An 18,161-nucleotide genomic window follows, 5' to 3' on the forward strand; every position below is an offset into this window, starting at 1 on the left:
CCCGGCACCAGGCCGGGGTTTTTGTTCGCGTTATGCGGTCATCAGTGGAACTGATCTTCTTCGGTGGAGCCGGTCAGTGCCGTGACGGACGACTGTCCACCCTGGATGACGGTGGTCACCTTGTCGAAGTAACCCGTGCCCACTTCCTGCTGGTGCGCCACGAAGGTGTAGCCACGGCTGGCGGCGGCAAATTCCGGCTCCTGCACCATCTCGACGTAGTGCTTCATCCCCTCGCCACGGGCGTACTGGTAGGCCAGCTCGTACATGTGGAACCACATGTTATGAATTCCAGCGAGCGTGATGAACTGGTACTTGTAACCCATGTCGGACAGCTCCTGCTGGAAGCGGGCGATGGTGGCATCGTCCAGGTTCTTCTTCCAGTTGAAGCTGGGGGAGCAGTTGTAGGCCAGTATGGTGTCCGGGTACTGGGCCTTGATGGCTTCGGCAAACTGGCGCGCCTCGTCCAGATCCGGCTTGGCGGTTTCACACCACACCATGTCGGCGTAAGGGGCATAGGCGAGGCCGCGGGAGATGGCCTGCTCGATGCCGGCCTGCACCTTGTAGAAGCCCTCGGCGGTACGCTCACCGGTCAGGAAGCCAGCATCGTAAGGGTCGGCGTCCGTGGTCAGCAGGTCGGCGGCATTGGCGTCGGTACGGGCGATCACCAGGGTGGTGGTGCCGCAGACATCCGCTGCCAAACGTGCTGCGACCAGCTTCTGCACCGCCTCCTGGGTGGGGACCAGCACCTTGCCACCCATGTGGCCGCATTTCTTCACCGAGGCCAGTTGATCTTCGAAGTGCACGCCGGCGGCGCCCGCCTCAATCATGTTCTTCATCAGCTCGAAGGCGTTCAGCACGCCGCCGAAACCGGCTTCGGCATCTGCGACTATCGGCAGGAAGTAGTCGATGAAACCGGCATCCTGCGGACCCAGCTTGTTGGCCCACTGGATCTGGTCGGCGCGGGCGAAGGAGTTGTTGATGCGCTCCACCACGGACGGCACCGAGTTGGCCGGGTAGAGGGACTGATCCGGATACATGGTGGAGGAGAGGTTGTTATCCGCCGCCACCTGCCAGCCGGAGAGGTAGATCGCCTCTATGCCCGCCTTGGCCTGCTGCACCGCCTGGCCGCCGGTCAGGGCGCCGAGGCAGTTGACGTAGCCCTTCCTGGCGCCGCCGTGGATCAGCTCCCACAGCTTGTCGGCACCGCGCTGGGCCAGGGTATGTACCGGCTGCAGGCTGCCACGCAGGTTCACCACGTCTTCGGCGCTGTAGCCGCGTTTGATCCCTTTCCAGCGGGGGTTCTCTGCCCAGTCTTTCTCGATAGCCTGGATCTGTTGCTCACGGGTCAGTGCCATATCAGTTCCCTCTTTCATTGATTTCACGTTTCCATTGATTTGTTATGGACGAGCCCCGCCCGGGGCCCGGATTCAGAGCCGCTCGTAACCGGGCAGCGTCAGAAAATCGATCAGGGTGTCGGCGCAGGTGATCTGCTCCATCAGCTCGCTCGCCTCGGCAAAGCGGCCGGCCTGCCAGCGGGCATCGCCCAGCTCGGCTTTGACCACCTCCTGCTCCTCGGCCAGCATCTGGCGGAACAGCGCCTTGGTCACCACCTTGCCATTGGAGAGGCTCTTGCCGTGGCGGATCCACTGCCAGATGGAGGTGCGGGAGATCTCGGCGGTGGCCGCGTCTTCCATCAGGCCGTAGATGGGCACGCAGCCGTTGCCGCCGATCCAGGCTTCCAGATACTGCAGGGCGACCCGGATGTTGGTGCGCATGCCGGTCTCGGTGCGCTCACCCTCGCAGGGGGCCAGCAGATCGGCGGCGGTGATGGGGGCATCCTGTTCACGCAGCACCCCGATCTGGTTCCTGGCGCCGGCCGGGATGGCGGCGTTGAACACCGCCATGGCGGTATCGGCGAGGCCGGGGTGAGCCACCCAGGTGCCATCGTGGCCGTTGTGAGCCTCCCGCTCCTTGTCCGCCTTGACCTTGGCGAACACCTGCTCGTTGACGAGCGGATCCTTGGCGGGGATGAAGGCGGCCATGCCACCCATGGCCAGGGCGCCGCGCTGATGGCAGGTCTTGATCAGCAGGCGTGAATAGGCGGATAGGAAGGGCTTGTCCATGGTGACCACCTGGCGGTCCGGCAGCACCCTGTCCCCATGATCCTTGAGCGTCTTGATGTAGCTGAAGATGTAGTCCCAGCGGCCGCAGTTGAGCGCGACTATGTGATCCTTCATCTGATAGAGCAGCTCGTCCATCTCGAACACCGCCGGCAGGGTTTCGATGAGTACCGTGGCCTTGATGGTGCCGCGGGGCAGCCCGAACTTGTCTTCGGTCCAGGCGAACACCTCGCTCCACCAGCGCCCCTCCAGATGGCTCTGCAGCTTGGGCAGGTAGAAGTAGGGGCCTGAGCCCTTGGCCAGCAGCGCTTTATGGTTGTGCAGGAAGTAGAGCGCGAAGTCGAACAGGCCGCCGGGAATGGGGGCGCCGTCGAAGGTGACGTGTTTCTCCGGCAGGTGCAGGCCGCGCACCCGGCAGATCAGCACCGCCGGATCGGCCTTGAGGCTGTAGGATTTGCCCTCGGGGCTCTGGTAGGAGACGGTGCCGTTGACCGCGTCGCGCAGGTTGATTTGGCCCTCGATCACCTTATTCCAGGCCGGTGCCAGGGAGTCTTCGAAGTCCGCCATGAATACCTTGACGTTGGCGTTGAGGGCGTTGATCACCATCTTGCGCTCGACCGGCCCGGTGATCTCCACCCGCCGGTCCTGCAGGTCGGCCGGGATGCCGCGCACCGTCCAGCTTCCCTCGCGAATATGGGCGGTCTCGGGCAGAAAGTCCGGCAGCTCGCCACCGTCGATGCGCGCCTGACGGGCCACCCGTTGCTTCAGCAGTGCATCACGCTGAGAGGCAAAGCGCTCCACCAGTTCGGAGACCAGGGCCACCGCAGCGGGCGTCAGAATTTGCGCGTAATCGGGAAGCATCTCGCCTTGGATGCGCAGACGGTGGCTGCTGTGGGTCTGGGCCGGTGCCGACATAGGGTTCACTCCTTTGAAAGTTACATTTTGAACTTACTAACTACGACTAAGGTCTATCTCCATTTCCTTAAAGCCCCTGTAACAGCGGGATAACACGATTGATAAGGTGCAAAATATTGCCCGGTTCGTCAACCTAATTTTTAAAACGGGTGTTTTTGACTGGTGTTTAAGTTGATGTTTTTAATGAATTTATTTGATTGACGTAAAAGCTCTATCTAGATGGTTATGCTCTTGGCCAGGCACCCGTTCAGGCGAAGGGAGCGGAGTCCGTCCCGAACATGAAAAATGTAATTTATTACGTAATAAAATTACCAATGCAAAAACAAATCCCGACCTTACTCCAGGCTTTGCAAAAACATCTGTATGAAATACATCCTGCAAATGCCGTTGGCGTCTAGCTCCTGCAGGCATTGAATGATGAACTGCTGTTTAAAACTGGATCCGGATGCATCGAGCGGATGGGGGTCTGGGGCCCCTGTCGTTGAAATGACGAGCAATAACGTAGGTTTGTATCAGCGAGCGGTGGGGAGAGGGGAGGGATGGGAGGGGATGCAGGTAGTGAATAATGCCAATAACCTGCGTCTATTTAGCATTTTGTTGTTTTTTTAGTCGACCGGATTTGGCCGGGGGAAAGGGCGGTGCGGAGTAGCAGAATTGGCCATGGATCCACGATCTGGCAGGCGGGGAGAGGGGCTCATTGGCCGGCTCAATAGTCATCGTCCGGGGCGGCGAGATCGATCACATCGAGCTGCACCATGTTGCCCGGTTCGGCATCGGTGGCTTCGATGTCGGGATGCGGTGACGGAATAAGGGGCTGATCGGGTTGAAGTTCAACAGCTTGGGTCATGGGTGCTTGCCTCATTGGATTGCAAGCCGGTTGGTGACTCCCTCACCCTGATACCCACCTCCCTGTCTGAATGGCCGGCGGAAAAGTTGCGTATCCTAGCGACACTTTGTAAAAGCTTCAAGTGGTTCTGTATAAAAAACATGCCGTTCCCGAGGGGCCAGGTGCAGGATATGGGGATGCGGTGAAGCAGATAAAGGAGGAAAGGGTACAAACAAGAGTAGGGAGGAAAGTAGAGGGAGAGCTGGGGACAAAAAAATAGCCCAGTCGTGGGACTGGGCTATTTCTCGGGGAAAATGGTCGGTGTGAGAGGATTCGAACCTCCGACCCTCTACACCCCATGCAGATGCGCTACCTGGCTGCGCTACACACCGACGAGGTCAGTTCGAGCTGACGGAGGGAAGTCTAATGATCTGGGCAAGTAGGCGCAACTCCTTTTTTATCAGGGAGATGCCGATTGCTTCTTTATTGCGCAGACAAGATGCAACTTGGGCCCTGGCGGGAGATTTGGCATAATCGCCGCCCACCCGAGATGGCGGCATCCGGCCGCGGCGGCGGGTGGCATATAGGCACCAAGCCGTCTGAGTTGTGAATACGGATAGAAACCTAAGAGGAGCGGGCGTGGAGTCAGCAGAGAAGAGAGCAGCCGAGATGCAGATCACCCAGGATGAGCGCTGGATGCAGCATGCCATGGCGCTGGCCAGCAAGGCGGAGGGGATCGGCGAGATCCCGGTCGGCGCCGTGCTGGTGTTGGGGGACGAGGTGATAGGCGAGGGCTGGAATCGATCCATCAGCGAGCACGATGCCTGCGCCCACGCGGAAATCATGGCGATCCGCGCCGCAGGTAGCAGGCTGGCGAACTACCGGCTGCTCGACACCACCCTCTATGTGACGCTGGAGCCCTGCTGCATGTGCGCCGGCGCCCTCATCCACAGCCGGGTCAGGCGAGTGGTCTACGGGGCGCAGGATCTCAAGACCGGGGCCGCGGGCTCGGTGTTCGAGATCCTGCAGGACTCGCGGCACAATCACAGGGTGGAGATCCGTGGCGGCGTGCTGGCGGATGCCTGCTCGGCCCAGCTCTCGGCCTTCTTCAAGCGGCGCCGGGCCGAGCAGAAGGCGGCAAAACTGGCGGCAAAACAGGCGAGCGACGCCGCATCCTGACTGCTGCGAGGGGCACTGCCTGTCCCTCACCGAATGATGGGCCCAGTACCCTAGTCCAAACACCTCGTACAAACAAAGGGTTGGCCCCATTTCACCGCGACCATTTTCCTCAGCAATAACCTCTCTGCCTGCACCTCGATGTAACAAAACTGTCATGCAACCGCCATATAATGCCGCCAAGCCTAGCTCACATTGAGGTTTTGCATGTCATCGGAATCGATCAACCTGGTCATGGCGGGCAGTAGAAAACGCCGGATCAAGGACAAGTTGGCCAAGTACGGGGTCACCACAGGCGGTGGTCTGGTATTGGTGGCCCTGTTGCTTATCTTCTTCTATCTGCTCTATGTGGTGAAACCCATCTTCAATGGCGCCAGCATGGAAGCGACCTCCTCCTTTACCCTGCCGGTGCAGGGCAAGACCGCCTGGCTCGGCGTCGAAGAGCAGAACGAGATCGGTTATCGCTTCAGCGATCAGGGTCAGGTCAGCTTCTTCGCCGTGCAGCACGATGGCAACCTCAAGGTGGGTCAGGTGCTGGGTCAGGCCCAGATCGCGGGCAAGATCACCGCGGTCGCGACGCCGGCCCCTGGTCAGAAGCTGATCGCCTACGGCTTTGCCGATGGCAAGGCGCAGGTCGTCCAGCCTTACTTCAAGGTCTCCTATCCCGACGACGTGCGCGTCATCGAACCCAGCCTGCAGTATCCCTTCGGTGAGGAGCCCATGGTGGTCGATCCCCAGGGCAAGGCGCTCAAGGGCATGGTGTTCGAGGCGACCAAGGACAAGATGGCCGCCGCCGCCGTGACCGAGGATGGTCGTGGCGTGATGACGGTGCTGAGCGGCGAGGAGAACTTCCTCTCCGGCGAAGTGGAGTGGAGCAGCCAGAACTACGCCATTCCCTCCCTGCCGCGCCACGTGGATCAGATGCTGCTGACCCCCAACCTGCGCATCCTGTTCGTGCGCGAAGGCAACCGCCTGTCGATCTATGACATCCACAATCTCAGCGACATCTCCCTGCGCGACGTCATGGAGATCAACGCCCCCAACGCCAACGTGACCAAGGTCGAGCTGCTCTCCGGCGCCTCCTCCCTGCTGGTGGGCAACGACAACGGTGTCATCTCCCAGTGGTTCGAAGTGGCGAAGGATGGCAAGCGCCAGTTCGCCCAGATCCGCGACTTCAAGGGCGATGGTCCGGTCGACCTGCTGACCCCCGAGCACTTTCGCAAGGGCTTCATCAGCGGTGCCAAGGACGGTACCGTCAGCTTCTTCCACGCCACCGGCGAGTCCAAGCTGCTGAGCGAGAAGATCGAGGGCGGTGCCCTGGCGGCGCTCGCCATCTCCCCCCGCCACAACCTGTTGCTGATGCAGCAGGAGAACACCTTCAAGCTGTTCGACGTCGAGAACGAGCACCCCGAGGTGACCTGGTCGGCTCTGTGGCAAGAGGTGTGGTACGAGGGCTATCCCGAGCCCATGTATGTGTGGCAATCGACCTCCGCCAGCAACGACTTCGAGGCCAAGCTGAGCCTGGTGCCGCTGGTGTTCGGGACCCTCAAGGCCTCCTTCTACGCCATGCTGTTCGCGGTGCCGCTCGGGGTGGCCGGTGCCATCTACACCGCCTACTTCATGTCGGCGGGGCTGCGCAAATACGTCAAGCCGACGGTGGAAATCATGGCGGCACTGCCGACCGTGATCCTGGGCTTCCTGGCCGGTCTCTGGCTCGCCCCCATCATCGAGGGTTCGCTGCCCGGGGTGATACTGCTGCTGATCCTGCTGCCGATGGGCATGTTGCTGACCGCGCTGGCCTGGAACTACCTGCCGGAGCGTGGCCGCTCCTGGTTGCCTGACGGTTGGCACGCCATTCTGCTCATTCCGGTGCTGCTGCTGATCGGCTGGGGGGCCTTCGCCCTGAGCCCGCTCATCGAGAACGCCTTCATGCACGGGGATTCCCGCATCTGGCTGACCCACGAGATGGGCATCAAGTTCGACCAGCGCAACTCCCTGGTGGTCGGCATCGCCATGGGCTTCGCGGTCATACCCACCATCTTCTCCATCGCCGAGGATGCTGTGTTCTCGGTGCCCAAGCACCTCACCCAAGGGTCTCTGGCGCTCGGCGCCACCCCCTGGCAGACCCTGAGCCGGGTGGTGATCCTGACCGCGAGTCCGGGCATCTTCTCGGCGGTGATGATGGGCCTTGGCCGCGCCGTGGGCGAGACCATGATAGTGCTGATGGCGACCGGCAATACCCCCATCATGGACTTCTCCATGTTCCAGGGGCTGCGCACCCTGGCGGCGAACATCGCGGTGGAGATGCCGGAGTCGGAAGTGGGTAGTTCCCACTACCGGGTGCTGTTCCTCGCGGCCTTCGTCCTGTTTGTATTCACCTTTATGTTCAACACCCTGGCCGAGTTCATTCGTCAGCGGTTGCGCGAAAAATACAGCTCTCTGTAATGAGCCGTTCTATAAAAAGCGGCGTTCTGTATATGGACAAGGAATCAACAATGGGTAAGTGGTTTAAATCAGGGGCCCCCTGGATCTGGATGACAGGCGGCGCCGTCAGCCTGAGTCTGGTGGCGGTACTGGGTCTGTTGCTGCTGATCGGCTGGCGTGGTCTGGTCTACTTCTGGCCTCACCCCATCTACGAATGGCAGCTGGAAGACGCCAGCGGCAACAAGAGCGTGCTGATCGGCGAGATCAACGATCGCGAGCTGGTACCGGTCGAGCGGTTGCGCTCCGCCGGCCAGGCGCTGGCAGGGGAGGAGCGCGAGCAGCTGACCCGTTATCTGGTCAAGACCGGCAACCGCGAGTTCGTCGACCTCGATTTCCGCTGGGTGCTGGAGACCGACATCAAGTCCCGGACCCAGCCGGCCGAGCTGGCCATGGTGGAGCGCACCACCAACGGCAACTTCTACGGCTACATCGTCGGGGTGAAGGAGGATGGCCGCGAGCTGAGTCAGGACTTGCATCCCGCCCTGCAGCGGGTGCTGGCCCGTGCCAACGCGCTCTCCGAACAGGCCAACGATCTGCAAAAGGGTGACATCGGCAGCATCAACTATCAGCTGGAGCGACTGCGCCTCAAGGAGCGCAAGGCCGAGCTGGAGGACGAGTTGACCGAGGCGCTCAAGGCTGACCTGGCCGCGCAGCGTCAGGCGCTCAACGATCGTTATCAGGTGCTGGAGAAGGAGCTGTTCTCCCTGCGTAGCGAGGCGGATCGGGACGCCATCACGGTCAAGGACATGCGTGGCGAGCTCATCACCATGCCCATGTCCAAGGTGCTGGATGTGGTATGGCCCAACGACATGAGCCTGCCGGCCAAGGTGGGACACTGGTTCCATCAGATCGGCAAGTTCGTCTCCGACGATCCCCGTGAGGCCAACACCGAGGGCGGCGTGTTCCCGGCCATCTTCGGCACAGTGTTCATGGTGTTGCTGATGGCGGTCATCGTCACCCCGCTCGGGGTGGTGGCGGCGGTCTACCTGCACGAGTATGCGGGCAAGAATAACCTGACCAAGATCATCCGCATCGCGGTGATCAACCTGGCGGGGGTCCCCTCCATCGTATACGGCGTGTTTGGCCTCGGCTTCTTCGTCTACACCCTGGGTGGTTCGTTAGACCAGCTGTTCTATCCGGAAGCGCTGCCGAGCCCGACCTTCGGCTCCCCCGGTGTCATCTGGTCGGCGCTGACCCTGGCCATCCTGACCCTGCCGGTGGTGATCGTCTCCACCGAAGAGGGGCTGGCCCGAATTCCGAGCACCATACGTCAGGGCTCCCTGGCATTGGGAGCCACCCAGGCCGAGACCCTGTGGCGCATAGTGCTGCCCATGGCGAGCCCGGCCATCATGACCGGCCTCATCCTGGCGATAGCCCGGGCGGCGGGTGAAGTGGCACCGCTGATGCTGGTGGGGGTGGTCAAGCTGGCACCGACCCTGCCGATGGATGGCAACTTCCCGTACCTGCACGTGGAGCGCAAGTTCATGCACCTGGGCTTCCACATCTACGACGTCGGCTTCCAGAGCCCGAACGTCGAGGCGGCGCGGCCCCTGGTCTATGCCACCTCGTTCCTGCTGGTGACGGTGATCGTCGGCCTGAACCTGACGGCCATCGGTATTCGTAACCACCTGCGCGAGAAATTCCGCTCTTTGGAGCACTGATGATGAACCTGACGGGCATCATGGGTATCCGCAACCACCTGCGCGAGAAATTCCGGTCGCTGGAACATTAATCCGGCCACCCCTGAGACAAGAGATGCGCGGCCCAGCGGCTGCCATCAACAGCATGATGGTCGCCGGAGTGTATCCGGCCACCCTGGACTGATTTGAGGTAACAGATGATCAACGTAACACCGACTTCGACCCAGCATACCGCCCTGGACCTGCTCAACCTGAGCCCGGAACAGACCGCGCTGGAGGTCAAGGATCTCAACCTGTATTACGGCAACAAGCAGGCGTTGTTCAACGTCAACATGAAGATCCCCAAGGGGCAGGTGACCGCCTTCATCGGCCCGTCCGGCTGCGGCAAGTCGACCCTGCTGCGCTGCATCAACCGGATGAACGATCTGGTGGAGATCTGCCGCATCGAGGGGGAGATCCAGCTGCACGGCCACAACATCTACGACAAGGGGGTGGATGTCTCCGCCCTGCGCCGTCAGGTGGGCATGGTGTTCCAGCGTCCGAACCCCTTCCCCAAGTCCATCTATGAGAACGTGGTCTATGGTCTGCGCCTGCAGGGCATCAACGACCGCCGCACCCTGGATGAGGCCGCCGAGCGTTCACTGCGCGGTGCCGCCCTGTGGGAAGAGGTGAAGGATCGTCTGCACGACAATGCCTTCGGCCTGTCCGGTGGTCAGCAACAGCGTCTGGTGATCGCCCGGGCCATCGCCATCGAGCCGGAAGTGCTGCTGCTCGATGAACCGACCTCGGCGCTGGATCCCATCTCCACCCTCACCATCGAGGAGCTGATCAACGAGCTCAAGAGCCAGTTCACCGTGGTCATCGTCACCCACAACATGCAGCAGGCGGCGCGGGTGTCGGATCAGACCGCCTTCATGTACATGGGCGAGCTCATCGAGTACTCGAACACCAACACCATCTTCACCACCCCGGCCAAGAAGAAGACCGAAGACTACATCACCGGTCGTTACGGCTAAGGGGCGAGGGAAAGAGTGGTATGAACAGCATGAATTTCAGCGAACACATTAGCGGTCAGTTCAGTGGCTAAGGCATAATCGGAGCGATAAGGATTATTTGTATGGACAATATGAACCTCAATAAACACATCTCCGGTCAGTTCAATGCCGAGCTGGAGAACGTACGCAATCAGGTGTTGGTGATGGGTGGCCTGGTTGAGCAGCAGCTGACCGACGCCATCTCGGCCATCCACATCCAGGATCTGGATGCGGCGCGCAAGATCGTGGCCAACGACCACAAGGTCAATGCGATGGAAGTGGCGATCGACGAGGAGTGCACCCGCATCATCGCCAAGCGTCAGCCCACCGCGTCCGACCTGCGGCTGGTGATGGCCATCATCAAGACCATCACGGATCTGGAGCGCATCGGCGACGTGGCGGACAAGATCGCCCGCATGCTGACCGACAACGCCAACAAGCCGCAGCCGCCGCTGGTGTCGCTCGAAAACATGGGCCGCCGCACCATCAAGATGCTGCACGACGTGCTCGACGCCTTCGCCCGCATGGATCTGGAGGCGGCCATCGCCGTCTACAAGGAAGATGACAAGGTGGATCGGGAGTACGAGTCCATCATCCGCGAGCTGATGACCTACATGATGGAAGATCCGCGCACCATTCCCCAGGTACTGAACGTGCTGTGGGCGGCGCGGGCCATCGAGCGGGTCGGCGATCGCTGCCAGCACATCTGCGAGTACATCGTCTACTACGTCAAGGGCAAGGACGTACGCCACACCAAGGCCGATGAACTGAGCGACCTGCTCGGCAAGCATTGAGTCAGAAATGAATAAAAAGGCGCATTGAGCGCCTTTTTTGTTGCATTGGGCGACAGGTTAAGATAACGCCACCCAATGGGCGCTTTTCTGCTAGAATACTGCCCCTGTGTGAGTCCCGGATGGACTCACGGTCTGGTATCCCGGGCCCAGTTTGCCGTCTTGTGCTAAGGCGGCTGTCGCAATAGGTCAATCATGAGTTTTGCCGATAGTTTATTCTTTTTAATGCTGCTGGTAGCCGGCAGCGTGTTCTTCTCCCTCTCCGAGATCTCTCTCGCCGCCTCCCGCAAGATCAAGTTGCAGGTGATGGCCGACGAGGGAAACCGCCATGCCGAAAAAGTGCTGGCGCTGCAGGCCCAGCCGGGTAACTTCTTCACCGTGGTGCAGATAGGCCTCAACACCGTCGCCATCCTGGGTGGCATCCTGGGCGAATCCGCCCTGAACCCGGCCATCAAGACCTTCATCACCAGCTTCTATCAGGGCCCCTGGCTCTCCCAGATAAGTTCGGTCGTCTCTTTCGTGGTCGTCACCAGCCTCTTTATCCTGATCGCCGACCTGATGCCCAAACGCCTCGCCATGAGCATGCCTGAGCGGGTTGCCGTGGTGGTGGTGCGTCCCATGCTGCTGTGCGTGACCCTGCTGATGCCGCTGGTGTGGTTCTTCAACGGCATGGCGAACGCGTTGTTCCGCCTGCTGCGGGTCTCCATGATCCGCAACGACGAGATCACCTCGGACGACATCTATGCGGTGATGGATGCGGGCGCCGAGGCGGGGGTCATCCAGCGTGAGGAGCACCAGCTCATCGAGAACGTGTTCGAGCTGCAATCCCTCGGCGTCACCTCCGCCATGACGGCCCGCGAGAGCCTCATCTACTTCACCCTGCAAGAGGGCGAAGAGAGCATCAAGGCCAAGATCGCCGAGCACCCCCACAACAAGTTCCTGGTGTGTGACCACAACCTCGACAGCATCAAGGGCTTCGTCGACGCCAAGGAGCTGCTGATCCGCGTCATCAGCGGCCAGAGCATCGATCTCAACAGCGGCTCCCTGGTGCAGAGCGTCATCATCATCCCCGACACCCTGAACCTCTACGAGGCGATGGAGTACTTCAAGAATCATCGGGGCGACTTCGCCGTGGTGATGAACGAATACGCCCTGGTGGTGGGGATAGTCACCATGAACGATCTGATGAGCACCGTCATGGGCGAGTGGGCCACCCATGCGATGGAAGAGCAGATAGTGCAGCGGGACGAGAACTCCTGGCTGGTGGACGGGGTCACCCCCATCTCCGATGTGATGCGGGCCTTCGACATCGAGGAGTTCCCGGGGAACCAGAACTACGAGACCATCGCCGGTTTCATCATGTTCATGCTGCGCAAGATCCCCAAGCGTACCGACTCGGTGAAATACGCGGGCTACAAGTTCGAAGTGGTGGACATCGACAGCTACAAGATCGATCAGCTGCTGGTCACCCGGGTCGAACCCATCGCGAGCGACAAGCTGGCGCAGGAGTCACATCCGGCGGTCTGATCGGGAAGCTTGACCCAAGTGGGCCGGTTTTCGTTAGAATGCGTCGACGATAAGTGTGAAGTGGTGGACCGGGCCGGGATGAGCCGCGGACCACCAGGAACCCATAGTGACCGAGAAGGTCGTTCAGGAGTCATGAAGATGCCGTCTTATTCCCGTGCGCTGGCCTGTGTGGCACTGGCCATCGCCCTGGGGGCCTGCAGCCAGAGCGCGCCCCGCAAGCCCGCCGCCGCGGCCAAGCCCGCAACCCCCCAGGCCGCCGTCGTGGTGCCGCAGCCGGATCCCGATGCCGTGGTGCAAAGCGCCGTGGCAGAGCCGAGCCCGGTGTTCGATGAGGAGTATCAGGGACCGGAGCAGGGATCCTTGGAGTCGGTGACGGCCCTGTTTGCCCGTGGCTACATCGAGTCCGCCATGCGCGAGACCATGCTGGCGGCGGTGCACAGCGACTACCCGCTGCTCGGCATGCGGGACGTGCGGCTGACGGATCCCGTGCCTAAGTTCCTCACCTCCGCCCAGGCGCGTACCACTGCCCATGACTACCTCTATGCTGGGGTGCAGCGCAGGCTGGGTCGCCCCCTGAGCCCGGCCCAGTGGGAGCAGATCTGGCAAGGCCTGCCCCAGCAGGGACGTGTCTCCGACTGGGTCAAGCAGACCAAGCGGGTACTGGCGGGGCGTTAAACCGTCACCACAGATAAGAGATGAGGCCACCCCAGGGTGGCCTCACGCTTTTCTGCCTTCTGCCTTCTGCCTTCTGCCGCTTTTTCCTCATCTTCTGCCGGCTGATTTCCGGTGATACCGATTGCCGTCGGCTCGGCTTTGTCTTATCTTATTTTGGCCGTCTAAACATCTATATGTTTTTATGGCTAACTTCCCGGGGTGCCGAATTCACATCGACGGCGACGCATCGCCGCAGGACATGGCCGGGTACACAACAGACAAACACAGAAAAACAAAGAGACAGGACAGATGGAAACACAGGCATTGTGGGTACTGGACGGTGGCATGGGGCGTGAGCTGGCACGGCGGGGCGCGCCGTTTCGCCAGCCCGAGTGGTCGGCGCTGGCGCTGATGGAGGCGCCGCAGACGGTACGCGAGGTGCATCAGGCCTATGTGGCCAGCGGTGCCCGTGTCATCACCACCAACAGCTATGCGCTGGTGCCGTTTCATATCGGCGCCGAGCGCTTTGCCGCCGAGGGGGAAACGCTGGCGGCGCTGGCGGGCCAGTTGGCGCGGGAAGTTGCCGATGCACATACCGACGCCGTGCAGGTGGCGGGATCCTTGCCGCCGCTGTTTGGCTCTTACCGTGCCGACTTGTTCGAGGCGGACAGGGTGAGCGAGCTGGCGGCGCCGCTCATTCGGGCGCTGGCGCCTCAGGTGGACATCTGGCTGGCCGAGACCATGAGCCTGATCGCCGAGCCGCTGGCGCTCAAGGCGCTGTTGCCAGCGGATGGCAAGCCGTTCTGGGTCTCCTTCACCCTGGAGGACGAGACGCCAGGGCGCGAGCCCCTGCTTCGCTCCGGCGAGCGGGTGGTGGATGCCGTCACAGCGCTGGTCGGGGTCGGGGTGGATGCCATCCTGTTCAACTGCTGTCAGCCCGAGGTGATTGAGGCCGCGCTGGCGGTGGCCGGCGCCAGATTGCAGGCGCTGGGGCGAGGGGATATTCGCCTCGGTGCCTATGCCAACGCTTTTCCGCCCCAGCCCAAGGAGGCCACCGCCAACGACGGTCTGGACGAGATCCGCGCCGATCTGGGCCCGCTGGATTACCTCGGCTGGGCCGAGCGCTGGCGCGCCGTGGGGGCCTCTCTCATCGGCGGTTGCTGCGGCATAGGCCCCGAGCATATTCAGGCCCTGGCCAGTCGGCTGCGCTAAGGAGAGCATATGAAAGAGAGCAAAATAGGCCTCTGGTCCCTCACCGCCCTGGTGTTCAGCTCCATGGTGGGGGCGGGTATCTTCAGCCTGCCCCAGAACATGGCCGAGGTGGCCGGTGCCAGGGCCGTGCTGATCGGTTGGGGCGTCACCGGGGTGGGCATATTGGCGCTGGCTGCGAGTTTTCTCTATCTGTCGCGGCTAAGGCCCGATCTCGATGGCGGCATCTACAGCTATGCCCGCGCCGGCTTTGGCGATCTGGTGGGTTTCTTCTCCGCCTGGGGTTACTGGTTGTGCGCCACCATAGGCGTGGTGGGCTATCTGGTGATCGCCTTCGCCGCCCTCGGCAGCTTCGTCGACACGCCAGAACACATCTGGTTTGGCGAGGGCAACACCTTGGCCGCCTTCATCGGCGAGTCCTGCATTCTCTGGGCCGTGCATCTGCTGGTGGCCCGCGGCGTGCAGCAGGCGGCCCTGTTCAATCTGGTGGCGACCCTGGCCAAGAGCCTGCCGTTGCTGCTGTTCATCCTGTTCGCCTGCTACTGGTTCGACCCGATGACCTTCGCGGCGGATCAGGGGGGCAGCACACTGGCGGTGCCTGTCTCCGAGCAGGTGCGCAACACCATGCTCATCACCCTCTGGGTCTTTACCGGCATCGAAGGGGCGGCCGTCTTGTCGGCCCGCGCGAGAAACAAGCGGGACGTGGGCACGGCCACCGTGCTGGGGGTGGTGCTGGCACTGCTGCTCTATGTGCTCATCTCGGTGCTGGCGCTGGGGATATTGAGCAGACCCGAGCTGGCGGCCCTGCCCAATCCCTCCATGGCGGGACTGATGGCCCAGATGACCGGCTCCTGGGGCAAGCTGCTGATCAGTGTCGGCCTCATCGTCTCGGTGCTGGCCTCCTACGTGAGCTGGACCCTGTTCTCGGCCGAGGTGCCGTTCAGTGCGGCGCGTCACGGCGCCTTTCCGGCCATCTTCCGGCGCCAGAACCGCAACGGCACCCCCATCGCCTCCCTCTGGCTCACCAGCCTGACGGTGCAGGGTTGCCTGTTGCTGGTGTGGCTGCTCGGCAAGGGATATACCAGCCTGCTGCTCATCTCCACCTCGATGATCCTGGTGCCCTATCTGCTGATCGGCCTGTTCCTGCTCAAGCTCTCCTTCAGTGGGCAGGGCAATGGCTTGATGCGGGCGGTGGCGCTGCTGTCGAGCGGCTACGGCCTCTGGCTGCTCTATGCCGCCGGGGTGGAATACCTGCTGCTCTCCTTGCTGCTGTACGGGCCGGGCCTGCTGCTGTTTCTCTACAGCCGCCGCCAGCTGGCTGGCGCCGAACGGCTCAGTGGCCGCGAGCGACTGCTGGCCGGGATGACCCTGGTGAGCCTCATACCCGCGCTCTGGTCATTTGTCCATGTCTGACTCGGGTCTGTGACTGGCAATGAAAGAGAGCGCCCTGGTGGCGCTCTCTTTTTTGCTCTGCTTCAAGGCTCTGACTCAGGCGCTGCCGGGGCCGGCCGGCTTGCCAAACAGCACCCTCAGCTTCTTCTGCCAGGGCAGGCCGCGGGCCTCGCGCAGCATGTCGCGCCACTCGTGGAAGGTGAGGGTGAGGGGGTTGAAGCTGCGGATGGGCTTGGTGATGCCGAACCGGCAAGGCTCGGCAGGGTCCTCTTCCACGAAGGTGCCAAACAGCCGATCCCAGATGATCAGCACCCCGGCGAAGTTGCGGTCTATGTACTTGGCGTTGCTGGCGTGATGCACCCTGTGGTGGGAGGGGGTATTGAGGATCCACTCCAGCCGGCCAAGCTTGCCCACCACCTGGGTGTGGACGAAGAACTGAAAGCCCAGGCTCAGCAGCACTGTGGCGACCACGGCCTCTGGCGGGAAGCCGATGAGGATCATCGGGATCCAGAACAGCCACATGCCGGAGACGGGGTACATCAGGCTCTGGCGAAAGGCGGTGGAGAGGTTGAGCCGCTCGGAGCTGTGATGAACCACGTGGGAGGCCCACAGCCAGCGCACATGGTGGCTGGCGAAATGGAACAGCCAGTAACAGAGATCCTGCAGCAAGAACAGCAGCAGTACGCTCCAGAAGTTGAGCTCGATATCGAACAGTCGCCAGCCCCAGAGGGCGTCATACAGGTAAGCGATGGCGATGGCCGCCAGCGCATCGCCGCCCTGATGCATCAGCGCCAGCGCCCCGTTGGCAAACAGATCCCGCCACTGGTAGGTGGCGGTGGGAAAGGCCGCCCCGTGTTTGCGCAGATAGAGCATCTCCCAGCCGATGAAGGCCAGAAAGACGGGGGAGAGGTAGAGCAGCAGCAGTTGCACATCCATGTGATGCATCCGGTTGGACCAGTTGGGTTCCAGCATACCGAATGAATTTAAAATTTCATTAACATTTCATTCCTTGGGCCGTGTAGGCGCCCTGCCTGGGTGCTGTTCAACGGTTTGTTTTTGCTGGCAAATGATGAGCATTGGTGATGCCCCCCTGGACGCGTCACCCCGCTGCCGGCGTCCTGTCGTCTGGCGAGCCCTCGCTTACACTGGAAGCTAGGCACCCTTTCTCGGGGCGCCATGGGCGGCAAGGTGCCGGCGGTGGAGGGGAGATGAGAGCTATCCTGGTGTGCGTCATGTTCGGCCTGTTGAGCACGAGTGTGCAGGCCAACGACAGCTTCAACAGCGAGTTGAGCCATTTCATCGGCGGCGCGGCCATGGGGGCCGGCTTCACGGCAGTTGCCGATCATTACGGCTATCGGGAGCAGAGGGGCTGGATCGGGTTCGGGATTTCCACCGGCATCGGGGTGCTGGGGGAGCTGGCGTCGAGCAACGGCGAGTTCTCTACCCTTGATGCGGGGGCCAATGCGCTGGGGGCGGCTCTGGGGGCTTATGGTACGGATCGCTGGTTGCTAGCGCCGGTTCTGCTGCCCGAACGGCACTATGCCGGGCTGATGAGCCGTTACCGCTTCTGAGGGACCGCGCTGGCTGGTTCCGGCATCAATGGAAGAGGGAGCCTGGGCTCCCTCTTCGTTTTCTTCCTTTTGCTTACAACACCTGACTCAGGAACTGGCGCAGGCGCGGGGAGGGGGGATTGTCGAAGAAGTCGGTGGGCTTCTCATCCACCAGTAGCTCGCCGCCCTCCATGAACAGCACCCGATCCGCTACCTCGCGGGCGAAGCCCATCTCGTGGGTCACCACCACCATGGTCATGCCCTCTCGGGCCAGCCCCTTCATCACGTCCAGCACCTCGCCCACCATCTCGGGATCGAGGGCGCTGGTAGGCTCATCGAACAGCATGATGCGCGGCTGCATGGCGAGCGCCCGGGCGATGGCCACCCGCTGCTGCTGGCCACCGGAGAGCTGGGACGGATAACTCTCGGCCTTGTTGGCCAGCCCCACCTTGAGCAGCAGCGCCTTGGCCCTGTCCTGCGCGTCGCTGCGCGACAGACCGCGCACCTTCTGGGGAGCGAGACTGATGTTGTCCAGTACGTTGAGATGGGGGAAGAGGTTGAAGGACTGGAACACCATGCCCACCTCTTCCCGCAGCTTGTTGACGTCGCCGGGCTCGGTCAGGCAGATGCCATCGACCCAGATGTCGCCATCGTTGATGGTCTCGAGCTGATTGAGGGTGCGCAGGAAGGTGGATTTGCCGGAGCCGCTTGGGCCGACGATCACCACCACCTCTCCTTCGGCCACCTGGGTGCTGACGTTCTTCAGGGCGTGCACGCCGCCGGCATAGATCTTCTCCACGCCGGTGGCCTTGATGATGGGGTCCGCTTTGTTACGCATGGTCA

Annotated in this window: 15 protein-coding genes and 1 tRNA gene; 10 read left to right on the forward strand and 6 right to left on the reverse strand. The window is 61.8% G+C overall.

Translation table 11 applies throughout. The features are described from left to right. Nucleotides 1-41: 41 nt before the first annotated feature. The 4 genes from aceA to AACW18_RS16790 form a co-directional block, all read right to left on the reverse strand. A complete protein-coding gene (gene aceA, locus AACW18_RS16775) occupies nt 42-1,355 on the reverse strand; it encodes an isocitrate lyase (protein ID WP_218328284.1) in 1,314 nt (437 codons plus the stop codon). 72 nt (nt 1,356-1,427) lie between these two features. Then, nucleotides 1,428-3,035, reverse strand: a complete 1,608-nt coding sequence (gene aceB, locus AACW18_RS16780; protein WP_218389287.1) for a malate synthase A — start codon at nt 3,033-3,035, stop codon at nt 1,428-1,430. 706 nt (nt 3,036-3,741) lie between these two features. Further along, nucleotides 3,742-3,882: a hypothetical protein gene (locus tag AACW18_RS16785; RefSeq protein WP_218291930.1), complete on the reverse strand. Its 141-nt coding sequence runs from the start codon at nt 3,880-3,882 to the stop codon at nt 3,742-3,744. A 294-nt stretch (nt 3,883-4,176) separates the two neighbouring features. Then, nucleotides 4,177-4,253, reverse strand: a tRNA-Pro gene (locus tag AACW18_RS16790). A 277-nt stretch (nt 4,254-4,530) separates the two neighbouring features. On the opposite strand from AACW18_RS16790, the gene tadA reads away from it, so the two are divergent. The 9 genes from tadA to AACW18_RS16835 all read left to right on the forward strand — a co-directional run bounded on the left by tadA (nt 4,531) and on the right by AACW18_RS16835 (nt 15,789). Next, entirely contained in the window at nt 4,531-5,040 is a 510-nt protein-coding gene (gene tadA / locus AACW18_RS16795; protein WP_218389288.1) for a tRNA adenosine(34) deaminase TadA, read from the forward strand. A 204-nt stretch (nt 5,041-5,244) separates the two neighbouring features. Next, complete coding sequence (locus AACW18_RS16800; protein ID WP_218291929.1) at nt 5,245-7,482, forward strand: ABC transporter permease subunit; 2,238 nt, start codon at nt 5,245-5,247, stop codon at nt 7,480-7,482. Nucleotides 7,483-7,532: 50 nt separating this feature from the next. Next, on the forward strand, nt 7,533-9,182 hold the full coding sequence (gene pstA / locus AACW18_RS16805) for a phosphate ABC transporter permease PstA (protein WP_218389289.1): 1,650 nt from the start codon (nt 7,533-7,535) through the stop codon (nt 9,180-9,182). Nucleotides 9,183-9,358: 176 nt separating this feature from the next. Continuing rightward, entirely contained in the window at nt 9,359-10,177 is an 819-nt protein-coding gene (gene pstB, locus AACW18_RS16810) for a phosphate ABC transporter ATP-binding protein PstB (RefSeq protein ID WP_033131161.1), read from the forward strand. A gap of 101 nt (nt 10,178-10,278) precedes the next feature. Continuing rightward, nucleotides 10,279-10,989, forward strand: a complete 711-nt coding sequence (gene phoU, locus AACW18_RS16815) for a phosphate signaling complex protein PhoU (RefSeq protein ID WP_025327511.1) — start codon at nt 10,279-10,281, stop codon at nt 10,987-10,989. Nucleotides 10,990-11,181: 192 nt separating this feature from the next. Next, nucleotides 11,182-12,513, forward strand: coding sequence for a hemolysin family protein (locus tag AACW18_RS16820; protein WP_042654559.1), 1,332 nt, complete (start codon nt 11,182-11,184; stop codon nt 12,511-12,513). Nucleotides 12,514-12,645: 132 nt separating this feature from the next. Next, nucleotides 12,646-13,188 carry a hypothetical protein gene (locus AACW18_RS16825; protein WP_042654560.1) on the forward strand — a complete coding sequence of 181 codons (543 nt, stop codon included), beginning with the start codon at nt 12,646-12,648 and terminating at the stop codon, nt 13,186-13,188. Between the two features lie 288 nt (nt 13,189-13,476). After that, nucleotides 13,477-14,379, forward strand: a complete 903-nt coding sequence (locus tag AACW18_RS16830) for a homocysteine S-methyltransferase family protein (RefSeq protein WP_042654561.1) — start codon at nt 13,477-13,479, stop codon at nt 14,377-14,379. A gap of 9 nt (nt 14,380-14,388) precedes the next feature. Next, nucleotides 14,389-15,789 (forward strand): basic amino acid/polyamine antiporter, encoded by a 1,401-nt coding sequence (locus AACW18_RS16835; RefSeq protein ID WP_218389290.1) that lies wholly within the window; start codon nt 14,389-14,391, stop codon nt 15,787-15,789. A gap of 75 nt (nt 15,790-15,864) precedes the next feature. Here AACW18_RS16835 and AACW18_RS16840 read toward each other — a convergent pair whose 3' ends face one another. Next, entirely contained in the window at nt 15,865-16,704 is an 840-nt protein-coding gene (locus AACW18_RS16840) for a sterol desaturase family protein (protein WP_218389291.1), read from the reverse strand. A 272-nt stretch (nt 16,705-16,976) separates the two neighbouring features. On the opposite strand from AACW18_RS16840, the gene AACW18_RS16845 reads away from it, so the two are divergent. Further along, the gene (locus tag AACW18_RS16845) at nt 16,977-17,339 is read left to right on the forward strand and encodes a hypothetical protein (protein ID WP_218389292.1); all 363 of its coding nucleotides are present in this window, start codon (nt 16,977-16,979) and stop codon (nt 17,337-17,339) included. A 73-nt stretch (nt 17,340-17,412) separates the two neighbouring features. On the opposite strand, the gene AACW18_RS16850 is transcribed toward AACW18_RS16845, so the two are convergent. Beyond that, nucleotides 17,413-18,156 carry an amino acid ABC transporter ATP-binding protein gene (locus AACW18_RS16850; RefSeq protein WP_256351934.1) on the reverse strand — a complete coding sequence of 248 codons (744 nt, stop codon included), beginning with the start codon at nt 18,154-18,156 and terminating at the stop codon, nt 17,413-17,415. Nucleotides 18,157-18,161: the final 5 nt, after the last annotated feature.

The organism is Aeromonas sp. sia0103 (genome assembly GCF_963895295.1).
GTDB lineage: Bacteria > Pseudomonadota > Gammaproteobacteria > Enterobacterales > Aeromonadaceae > Aeromonas > Aeromonas encheleia.